The sequence below is a fragment of the Olsenella sp. CU969 genome (genome assembly GCF_905219715.1).
GTDB classification, from domain to species: Bacteria; Actinomycetota; Coriobacteriia; order Coriobacteriales; family Atopobiaceae; genus Granulimonas; species Granulimonas faecalis.
Genome location: NZ_CAJMXC010000071.1, coordinates 1 through 10,116, shown reverse-complemented (window position 1 = coordinate 10,116; position 10,116 = coordinate 1). Strand labels below are relative to the sequence as shown.

The following is a 10,116-nucleotide window of genomic DNA, read 5'->3' as shown; positions in this document are numbered from 1 at the left end:
GAGCATGGGCGGGACTCCTTTCAATCTGCACCAAGCATAGCGCAGCGGCCGTTCCCCCTCGTTACCACCCGGTGTCAGGGCCGGCCGCGCCGCCGGGGCCCGGGCTATGCTTTTANCGTCTGTCCCGCGACGTTGGGAGATGCCCCATGGTCCGACCGCGCAACTTCTCGGCAGGCCCCGCCCAGATGCCCGAGGACGTCCTCCTCTCGGCCCAGNCGGAGTTCATGGACTTCGCCGGCACCGGCATGTCCGTGCTCGAGACGAGCCACCGCTCCGCCGCCTACCGGCGCGTCATCGACGCCGCCGAGGCGTCGCTCCGCGACGTGCTGGGCATCCCCGACTCCTACGGCGTGCTCTTCCTGCAGGGCGGCGCCACGCTCGAGTTCGCGGGCATCCCCATGAACCTCATGCGCCGCGGCCGCGCCGGGCACATCGTGAGCGGCCACTTCGCCAAGGTCGCCGCCGAGGAGGCCGCCAAGTACGGCAGCGCCGAGATCCTGGCCACGAGCGAGCCCACCGGCTTCGACCGCATCCCGGACCTTCCGGCGCCCGAGGCCTTCGCCGGCATGGACTACGGCTACATCTGCCAGAACAACACCATCTACGGCACCATGTTCCACGAGCTCCCCGACTGCGGGGGCACGCCGCTCGTGGCGGACGTCTCCTCGTGCTTCCTCTCGTTCCCGCTGGACGTGACCGACTACGGCCTGCTGTTCGCCGGCGCCCAGAAGAACGCCGGCCCCTCGGGCGTGTGCGTGCTCGTCGTGGACCGCTCGCTCGTGGAGGAGGGTCCGGCGCTGGGCGTCTGCCCCACCTACCTCGTCCTCTCCGCNCAGCTGGCCAAGGGCTCCATGCTCAACACCCCCAACACCTTCGGCATCTACCTCTGCGGCAAGGTGTTCGACTGGGTGCGCGGCACGGGCGGCCTCGAGGCCATGGGCGAGCGCAACGCCGAGAAGGCCGCGCTGCTCTACGGCGCCATCGACCGCTCCGACCTCTACCTCGGCTGCGCCGTGCCCTCGTCGCGCTCCGTCGCCAACGTGACGTTCCGCCTCCCCACGCCCGAGCTCGAGCGCGAGTTCGTGGAACGTGCGGCCGGGGAGGGCCTCGTGGGCCTCGCCGGGCACCGCCTCGCAGGCGGCATCCGCGCCTCCATCTACAACGCCGTGGACATCGAGGCCGTTCGCGACCTCGTGGCCTTCATGGAGTCCTTCGAGCTCTCGGTGACCGGGCGATCTTTCTAGCCGGCCGTCCGGGCCGGCGCCCAGCCACCGCACACCGCTCACGNGAGGACCAGACCCCATGCGCACCATCAAGATCATCGACGACATCGTCAAGGACGGCCTGTCCACCATCGCCGAGGGCTACGAGATCGTGGCCTCCGCCGAGGGCGCCGACGCCATCCTCATGCGCTCCACCGACATCCACGACATGGACGTGCCCGACTCCATCCGCTGCATCGCGCGGGCAGGCGCCGGCGTCAACAACATCCCCCACGAGCGCCTGGCCGAGCAGGGCGTCGTGGTCTTCAACACCCCCGGCGCCAACTCGAACGCCGTGAAGGAGCTCGTGGTGGGCCTGCTGCTCATGGGTTCGCGCGACGTGCTCGGCGGCATGCGCTGGTGCCGCGAGCACGAGGACGACCCGGATGCCTACGCCGAGGCCGAGGCCTCCAAGAAGGCCTTCGTGGGCCGCGAGGTTGCCGACCGCAGGATCGGCGTCGTGGGTCTGGGCGCCGTGGGCTCCAAGGTGGCCAACGCCTGTGTGGACCTCGGTATGGAGGTGTGCGGCTACGACCCGTACCTCTCCGTGGACCACGCCTGGCAGCTCTCCCGCGACGTCACGCCGGTGGAGGACCTCGACGAGCTCTGCCGCGGCTGCGACTACCTCACGGTGCACGTGCCCCGCAAGGAGGACACCATCGGCATGATCGGCGCCGGGCAGCTCTCCCTGCTCAACCCCGGTGCCGTGGTGCTCAACTACGCCCGAGAGGACGTCATCGACGAGGACGCCATGGAGGCCGCGCTGGCGTCGGGCCAGGTGCAGCGCTTNTTCACGGNNTTCGCCACGCCCAAGTCGCTCCACATGCCCCANACCTACGTNACGCCCCACACCGGCGCCGGCACCGTGGAGGCCGAGGCCTCCTGCGCCCGCATGGCCGTGGACGAGCTCGTGGACTACCTGGACAACGGCAACATCACCAACTCCGTCAACTACCCGGCGTGCCACATGGGCGTGTGCCGCGGGGCAAGCCGCGTAGCGTGCCTGCACGCCAACGTGCCCAACATGATCGGCCAGATCACCGCCGTGCTGGCCGACGCCAGCGCCAACGTNCAGCGCATNACCAANGAGAACGCCGGCNNCGCNGCCTACACCATGTTCGACACCGACGAGCACCTGGAGCCCGACATCATCGAGCGCCTCTCCTCCATCCCCAACATGTGGCGCGTGCGCGTCATCAAATAGGAGCCCGCCATGCACATCCACCCCTTCGCCGCCCTGCGACCCGCGCCCGAGCTGGCGGCACGCACGGCCGCCCTCCCCTACGACGTGGTGGACCTCGACGAGGCCCGGCGCGCCGTGGAGGCCGAGCCCCTCTCGTTCCTCGGCGTCGACGTCCCCGGCCTCTGGGTGGCGGACGACGTCGACCCCGACGGCGAGGCGGCCTGCGCGCTGGCTGCCCGGCGCTTTGCCGGCCAGGTGGAGGAGGGCGTGTACCGCCAGGACGGCGAGCCCACGTTTTACGTGTACCGCGAGCAGGNCGGCGGCCGCTCCCAGACCGGCCTCGTGGCCTGCGTGGCCGTGGACGACTTCGTGGCCGGCGCCGTGCGGCGCCACGAGAACACGCGCCGCGAGAAGGAGCTGGGGCGCGTACGCCACATCCGGGCGCTCTCGGCCCAGACAGGGCCCGTGTTCCTCGCATACCGCGCCGACGCCCAGGGGGCCGGCCGCGTAGCCGCCGCCGTGGAGACGGTGTGCGCGGGCGAGCCGCTCTACGACTTCACCGACGCACAGCGCGTGCGCAACACCGTGTGGCGCGTGGACGACCGACACCTGCGCGGCGAGCTCGCCGACGCCGCCTCCGAGATCCCGGGAGCCTACATAGCCGACGGCCACCACCGCGCCGCCTCGGCCGTGCGGGTGGCCATGGAGCGGCGGGAGGGCTCCGGCGCCATGGCCGGCCGCGACGCCCCTGCCGGCAGCGAGGCGGCCTCNGACACCGTCATGGCCGTGCTGTTCCCGGCGGACGGGCTCGATCTCCTCTCCTACAACCGCGTGGTGGCCGACCGCGCCGGCCTGGGTGCCGAGGAGCTCGTGGACGCCGTGGGGGCGGCCGGCTTCGAGGTGGCGCCGGTGGATGCCGCCGACGCCGCGCCCACGGAGCCCGGCACCTTCGGCATGTGCTGCGGCGGGGCCTGGTACCGGCTGACGCCCTCCCCGGCCCTCGCGGCCGAGACCGCCGCGGCAGACGCCGCAGACGCGCTCGACGTGGCCGTGCTGCAGGACCGCGTGCTNGGACCGGTGCTCGGCATCGCCGACCCGCGCCAGGACCCGCGCCTGGACTTCGTGGGGGGCAACCGCGGCACCACGGAGCTCGAGCGCCTGACCGGCGAGGGGGGCGTGGCCTTCGTCTGCCACCCCACCTCCATGGACGAGCTCATGGCCGTAGCCGACGAGGGCCGCCTCATGCCGCCCAAGTCCACCTGGTTCGAACCCAAGCTGAGAAGCGGGCTGTTCTTCCACCGGATCTAGCCGACCGCGGGGCCGTGCAGCACGGGCGAGGCACGGCCCCGCTCCGCCCCCACCCACCTGAACACCCTCACCCGAGCACCTCGCACCTGAACGCGGTTGAGGACACCCCCGCCTCCACCTGAACGCAGTTGGGGGCGGAAATCGCCCACCTGAACGCGGTTGNGGGCGGATCGGGGGCCGAACCGGCCTTCGAGATCGCCCCCAACCGCGTTCAGGTGCGGAGGAGGGGGCCTCTCGGCGGCAGCGGCGGCGAGGCTCAGCGGGACAGGAGCCCCCGGGAGGCGCGGCGGACGGCGTCGGCGAGGGCCTCCGGCTCCACCCCCTTGAGGGCGGCGACGGTGGCCAGGGCCCCGTCCAGGGCCGAGAGCCCCGCGCCGGCGTCCCAGGCGGTGCCCGGATGTTCGGGGAGGTCCGTCTCCAGCAGCAGGCGGCCCACCGGCACCTGGCGGGCGTACTCGCGGCCGCGCCGGGACCGCAGCATGAGCGGGCCCACGGAGAAGAGGCATCCGGCGCCCCGGGCGCGAGCGAGCTCGTCGGACGTGCCCGAGAACCAGTGGAACACGCAGGCGCAGTCGGCCAGACGGCCGCTCTCCCCGAGGATGTCGAGCACCTCCCCCGCCGCACCCACGCTGTGGATGGAGAGGACCGACCCTGGCGCCACGGCATCGCACGCGCGCCGGAAGGCCGCGACCTGGGCGTCGAACGCCTGCCGGTGGGCCCGCCCCCGGTCCAGGCCCACCTCGCCGACGAGGCGGCAGCCGCCGGCGAGCTCGCAGAACCGCTCCACGCGCCGCCCGGCGTCGGAGCCCTCCCCCAGACACCACGGGTGCAGCCCGAGGGCCGGGACCAGCCCGGGGCCGCCGCCCTCCCGCGCGGCCTCGCCGTCCGGCACACGGCCCTCGTCCGCCAGCTCGGCCGCGAGCCCCTCGTAGCCCGCCGGCTCCACGGTGCACCCCAGCGCCCCGCCGCCGGCGGCGGCGAACGACGCCGAGCAGGCCCGCGGGTCCGAGAACCAGTCGCCGTGCAGGTGCATGTCGAACGGCGCCAGGCAGGCGCCCTCCGCGCCGGAGACCACGGCCGTCACTCCCCCACGCCGGTGAGGTCGCGGATCACCTTGCCGGCCATGGCCAACCCCATGGCCGGCGGCATGAACGACGCGGTGCCCAGGTTGGTGCGCTCGGCGCGGCCCGTGCCCGGCTCCATGGCNACCGGCACGGCGTGCTCGTCCNAGAACACCACCGTTAGGTCGCGGATGCCGCGCTTGCGGCNNTCCTTGNGAANCACGCGGCAGATGGNGNNGTTGNCNGNGTCCCAGATGCTCGCGACCCTGATGCGCTCGGGGTGCACCTTGTTGGCGCCGCCCATGGCGCTCACGAGCGGGATGCCGCGCTCCTGGGCGAGCTCGGCCAGGGTCAGTTTCACGGCGATGGAGTCCACGGCGTCGCAGAGGTAGTCCACGGNGCCCATCTCGTCCAGGAGGCCCGCCGCCTCGTCGGACAGCACGAACCTCCGGAACATGTCCACCCGGGCCGCGGGGTTCACCTGCGCGGCGATGGCCGCCATGACGTCCACCTTGGGCAGGCCCACCGTGTCGAGAAACGCCACGGCCTGCCGGTTGATGTTGGACGGCGCCACGGTGTCGCCGTCCACGAGGGCCAGGTTACCCACGGCGCCGCGGGCCAGGGCCTCGGCGCAGGCGGANCCCANGCCGCCGATGCCCNCCACCGCCACGCGGGCGCCGGCAAGCCGGGCCATGGCGTCGTCGCCGAAGCGCCGGAACAGCCGCTGACGGGGGTCGTCGTCACCCACGGGCCGCGCCGCGGTCACGAGACCCTCCTCCACCGCGGGTCGGTGATGACCCGGGCGGCGATGAGGCCGACGGGCAGGAACACCACGATCATGGCGGCCCTGATGAGCCAGTCGACGGCGTCGGTGGGCTGGAACGTGCCCATGTAGTAGACGGCCCGGTACATGTAGAGGCCAGGCACCATGATCACGATGGAGGGCACGGTGACGGCGGTGCGCGGGATGGAGGTGCGCGCCTTGCACGCGGCGGCGAGGAGCCCCGCCACGAAGGCGCCGGCCAGGGCCGCGGCCTCGGGGGGCACGGACCAGAACCCCGTCAGCGACAGGCGCAGCGTGTTGGCCACGGCGCCGATGGACGCCGCGGTGGCACACATCCGGGGCGTGGAGTTGAACATCACCGAGAAGCCGTAGACGCCCACGAACGAGAAGAGGGCCCGAAGTGCGNTGAGCGGCACGGGGCCGAGGCCCAAAGGCGCGAAGTCGTCGGGATAGAGCCGCACGCCCGTGGCCACGAGCCAGCCCACGGCGGTGCCGGTGAGGATGACGGTGAGGGCGTAGGCCAGCCGCTCGATGCCGCTGCGCATCTCGGACTGGAAGAGGTCGAACCCGCTTGTGATGAGGGGGAAACCCGGGATGACAAAGAGCATGGCGCCGATGTAGCCCGCCTCGTGGCTCATGGCGTCAGGCACCCAGGGCGACATGGCCATGAGGGAGAGGAGGTAGGCCACGCAGGCCACGGCCACACCGCAAGCCACGGCCACGAACTGGTTGATGCGGCGGCCCGCCACCACGCGGCGGGCGAGCTGCCCGAACCCGGCGCCGAGGGCGGCGCNGGCCATCTCGACGGGGCCGCCGCCCAGGAGGAAGACGAACGAGCCGCAGGCGAGACCCGAGGCGAGGCCGCTCTGCCACGGGCGGTAGCGCTGACCCTTGGACTCCACGACGTCGAGCAGGTCGTGGAAGGCGCCCACCGAGATCTCTCGGCCCAGAGCCTCGANCTCGTGGAGGTAGTGCTCGAGGAGCATGACCCGCTCGGTGTTGACGCCGGCCGTGGGGNTGGCCACTACCTCGGTGATGGACCGGGAGCCCTCGATGCAGGTAGCCTCGATGTTGACGAGCGAGATGTCCGCGTGCACCGTGACGCCGAGGACGTGGGCCACGCGGTTCATGAAGTCGCGGACCCGCCAGGCGGAGTCCCCGGCCGAGAGGGCCAGCTGGCCGGTGCGCATGATGACCGNGACCTNGTCGGCGAGCGGNGCATCCACGGCGGGGCGGCNCGGCTCGCTGAGAGCCTCGTGCCAGGGCACCCGCATGTGGTGCGGGCCCGACACGTCGAGATAGGTGGAGAGGTTCCGGTTCCCTTGCTCAGGCTCTGGCACGGCGGCTCTTTCCTGACGGCGGCAGACACGAAAACCAGCCTAGCACCGGCACCCGCCGCCGGGTGCCGGTGCCGGCGGAAACGCGCCTGCCTGCCGGACGGGCCCTTTAGAAGCGCGTCTCCCAGGGGGTCATGAGGCGCATGCCGTTGAGGACGACGATGAGGGCCACGCCCGTGTCGGCGAAGATGGCCGCGCCCATGCCGGCCACGCCGAGCACCGCGNGCACCAGCACCGCGACCNTGACGGNGAGGGCGAAGACGATGTTCTCGCGCACCACCGCCATGCAACGGCGGGACAGGGAGAAGAACGACGGCAGGCGCTCGAGGTCGCCGGAGAGCAGCGCGACGTCGGCCACCTCGAGGGCGGTGTCGCTGGCGGCGGCGCCCATGGTGACGCCGAGGTCGGCCGCGGCGAGGGCCGGCGCGTCGTTGATGCCGTCGCCCACCATGGCCACCGTCCGGCCCTGGGAGCGGAGCGCCTCCACGCGGGCCACCTTGTCGTCGGGGAGCAGCTCGGCCGCCGCCTCCGCGACGCCCACGCGCCCCGCCACCACGGCGGCCACCCGGGCGTTGTCGCCCGTGAGCATCACGGTGTCGCGGATGCCCATGGCATGGAGCCGGGAGACGGCCTCGGGGGTGGTGGCGCGCACGGAGTCGGCCACGGCCACCACGCCGGCGACGCGGCCGTCCACCGCGACCACGAGGGCCGTGGCCCCCGATGCGGCTGCGTCGTCCACGGCCTGCCCGGCATCCCCGTCGAGCGCCGCCACGGTGCGGGCGAAGGCCGGCTTGCCCACGAGCACGGCAGCGCCGTCCACGGTGCCGGTCATGCCGTTGCCCGCCGTCTCACGGACGTCCGCGGCCGCAAGGGCGGGGGCGACGGACCCCTCGGCGGCCATGCGGACGGCGGCGGCCAGGGGGTGGGTGGACTCGCGCTCCAGGGCTGCGGCCAGGGCAAGCACGCGCTCGCGGGAGAGGCCGCCGAAGGGCGTGACCGAGACCACCTCGGGCGTGCCGGCGGTGAGGGTGCCGGTCTTGTCGAACGCCACGGCGTCCACCTTGGAGCCGATGTCGAAGTACGCCCCACCCTTCACGAGCACGCCCATGCGGGCCGCACGGGAGATGGCCGAGACGAACGAGACCGGCGTGGAGATCACGAGGGCGCAGGGGCAGGCGATGACGAGCAGCGTGAGGGCGCGCCAGACCCAGGCGCCCCAGTCGGGCGTCGCCCCGAGGCCGAGGGCCCCCACGAGGGTGAGGCAGAGCGGCACGCCGACGCCCACGGCCGCCGCCACGGCCACCACGGCCGGGGTGTAGACGGCGGCGAAGCGGTCGACGAAGGCCTCGTAGGGCGCCTTCTGCGCCTGGGCCCCCTGCACCATGGAGACGATGCGGGCCAGGGTGCCGCTGTCGGCGCGGCTCGTGACGCGCACGGTGACGGGCGCCACCGTGTTGAGCGAGCCGCCGTACACCCGGGCTCCCGCCCCCTTGTCCTGGGGCACGGACTCGCCGGTGACGGGCGCCTCGTCGAAGCTGGAGNCGCCGGCCACAAGCGTGCCGTCGAGGGGCACGCGCTCGCCGGGGAGCACGCGCACCTCCCAGCCCACCTCGACGTCGGCCAGGGGCTCGTCGGCGACGGAGCCGTCGGCACGCACCACGTGGGCGGTCTCCGGGGCGAGCTCCATGAGGCCCTCCACCGAGCCGCGGCTGCGGCGCATGGACCAGCCCTCGAGCCACTCGCCCACCTGGTCGAGGAAGATGACGATGGCGGCGTCGCGGAAGGTGTCCACCTCCAGGTGGCCGCCGAGGGCCTCCACGAGGCCCATGACCAGTGCGCCCACGACGGCGATGGACATGAGCNCGTTCATGTCGGCCTTCCGGCGCCCGAGGGACGCGGCGGCGAGCGGGAGGATGAACGCGAGGCCGGCCAGGGCGGCCGCGGCGTAGAGCCAGGCCGTGGCGAGGCCGCCGACGGCGGCCTCGGCCACGATGCCGGCGACGATGAGGGCGGCGGAGGTGCCGAGGAGCACGGCGGCGCGGTGCTCGGCGAACCAGCCGCGACGGGCGTCGAGACGCTCGAGCTGCTCGTCGGTGAGCTCGAGGTCCTCCCCGCACGAGCGCACGGCGTCCAGGACCGCGCGCTCCACGGCGGCGGGCTCGGCCCCGGCCGCGGAGACCACCGAGAGGGTGGCCGTCGCATAGGTGAGGCTCGCGTCGGCGACCTCGGGCAGGCCCCTCACGGCCTCCTCGACGGCACGGGCGCAGTTGGGGCAGTCGAGGTCGGCGACCTTGAACGTGAGGTCCGGGGTGCCGGAGGGCCCATGGGTCGGGGCGGCTTCGCCGTGGTCGTGGCCGTCGCAGCCGCAGTGCACGCGGCCGTCGTGGCCGTGGGCGTCGCAGCCGCNGTGCCCGTGGTCGTGGTCGTGGCGATCGTGCCCGCTCATGAGAGCTCCTCCCCCGCGTGCTCGAGGCCCACGCGGATGAGCGTGGCCACGTGGCCGTCGGCCAGCGAGTAGATCGAGCGCTGCCCCTCGCGGCGCTGGGCCACGAGCCCGCGGTCGCGCAGGAGGCGCAGCTGGTGTGAGATGGCCGACTGCGACACCGGGCAGATCTCCTGGAGCTCGGAGACCGAGCGCTCGGCCGTCATGAGCGCCCCGAGGATCTGGAAGCGCGTGTAGTCGGACAGGGCGTCGAAGATCTGCGTCGCCCCGTAGATGGCGTCCTCGTCGGTGAGGAACGCGTCGGTCCCCTCGGTGGCCGGTCCGTCGATGCCCATGGGCCCCTCCCTCCGCCGCCGTCAAAGGCGGCCTCTCCGNAATTCATGAGCACTTGCTCATATGTTCATCAGCAGTATACCTCACGGGCTCCCACAGGCAAGCCCGTCCCGCCNGCNCCNTCGGCCGGCGCCCCTGGGTCGGCGGACGGCCTCGCATATACTGTGGGTGGAACGGCGGGGACACCCGCCGGCACCGGGAGGGAGGGGTCCATGGACCTTCGCCGACGCATCGACTCCATGGGCGACGCCGCCCTCGGCTGGGCCGGGGCTGCCCTGCTCGGTTGCGGCGCCATCCTAGCGTCGCTGGAGGACCCCGCCTGGGGCGCCCTCGCGGCGCTGCTCGGATGCCTCGGCGGCCTCGCCTGCGGCGTGGGGGCGGGCAGAGCCTTCGCCCGGCGCGCAC

9 protein-coding genes are annotated in these 10,116 nt (G+C 73.2%); 4 read left to right on the top strand and 5 right to left on the bottom strand.

The window, feature by feature from the left end; translation table 11 throughout:
• Window positions 1-146 precede the first annotated feature (146 nt).
• The 3 genes from serC to JX283_RS06890 all read left to right on the top strand — a co-directional run bounded on the left by serC (window position 147) and on the right by JX283_RS06890 (window position 3,753).
• Entirely contained in the window at window positions 147-1,244 is a 1,098-nt protein-coding gene (gene serC, locus JX283_RS06900) for a 3-phosphoserine/phosphohydroxythreonine transaminase (protein ID WP_204829916.1), read from the top strand.
• Window positions 1,245-1,302: 58 nt separating this feature from the next.
• Window positions 1,303-2,466: a 3-phosphoglycerate dehydrogenase family protein gene (locus tag JX283_RS06895; RefSeq protein WP_204829915.1), complete on the top strand. Its 1,164-nt coding sequence runs from the start codon at window positions 1,303-1,305 to the stop codon at window positions 2,464-2,466.
• Window positions 2,467-2,475: 9 nt separating this feature from the next.
• Window positions 2,476-3,753 (top strand): DUF1015 domain-containing protein, encoded by a 1,278-nt coding sequence (locus JX283_RS06890; protein WP_204829914.1) that lies wholly within the window; start codon window positions 2,476-2,478, stop codon window positions 3,751-3,753.
• A 256-nt stretch (window positions 3,754-4,009) separates the two neighbouring features.
• Here JX283_RS06890 and JX283_RS06885 read toward each other — a convergent pair whose 3' ends face one another.
• The 5 genes from JX283_RS06885 to JX283_RS06865 form a co-directional block, all read right to left on the bottom strand.
• Window positions 4,010-4,828 (bottom strand): TatD family hydrolase, encoded by an 819-nt coding sequence (locus tag JX283_RS06885; protein WP_204407550.1) that lies wholly within the window; start codon window positions 4,826-4,828, stop codon window positions 4,010-4,012.
• Between the two features lie 5 nt (window positions 4,829-4,833).
• Window positions 4,834-5,580 (bottom strand): ThiF family adenylyltransferase, encoded by a 747-nt coding sequence (locus tag JX283_RS06880; protein ID WP_204829913.1) that lies wholly within the window; start codon window positions 5,578-5,580, stop codon window positions 4,834-4,836.
• Window positions 5,577-6,788, bottom strand: coding sequence for a threonine/serine exporter ThrE family protein (locus JX283_RS06875; RefSeq protein WP_204829912.1), 1,212 nt, complete (start codon window positions 6,786-6,788; stop codon window positions 5,577-5,579). Before JX283_RS06875 ends, JX283_RS06880 begins: the two co-directional genes overlap by 4 nt.
• Before the next feature lie 256 nt (window positions 6,789-7,044).
• Window positions 7,045-9,381 carry a cation-translocating P-type ATPase gene (locus tag JX283_RS06870; protein ID WP_204829911.1) on the bottom strand — a complete coding sequence of 779 codons (2,337 nt, stop codon included), beginning with the start codon at window positions 9,379-9,381 and terminating at the stop codon, window positions 7,045-7,047.
• Complete coding sequence (locus JX283_RS06865) at window positions 9,378-9,713, bottom strand: metalloregulator ArsR/SmtB family transcription factor (protein WP_135978784.1); 336 nt, start codon at window positions 9,711-9,713, stop codon at window positions 9,378-9,380. Before JX283_RS06865 ends, JX283_RS06870 begins: the two co-directional genes overlap by 4 nt.
• Before the next feature lie 210 nt (window positions 9,714-9,923).
• Between JX283_RS06865 and JX283_RS06860 the strand changes: the two genes are divergently transcribed.
• Window positions 9,924-10,116 (top strand): hypothetical protein (locus tag JX283_RS06860; protein ID WP_204829910.1); only part of this gene is annotated, 193 nt, incomplete at its 3' end.

What these genes read in the sequence shown, in the direction of transcription:
- JX283_RS06865 (WP_135978784.1), bottom strand. Translation starts at nt 9,713, where the DNA reads ATGGGCATCGACGGACCGGCCACCGAGGGGACCGACGCGTTCCTCACC.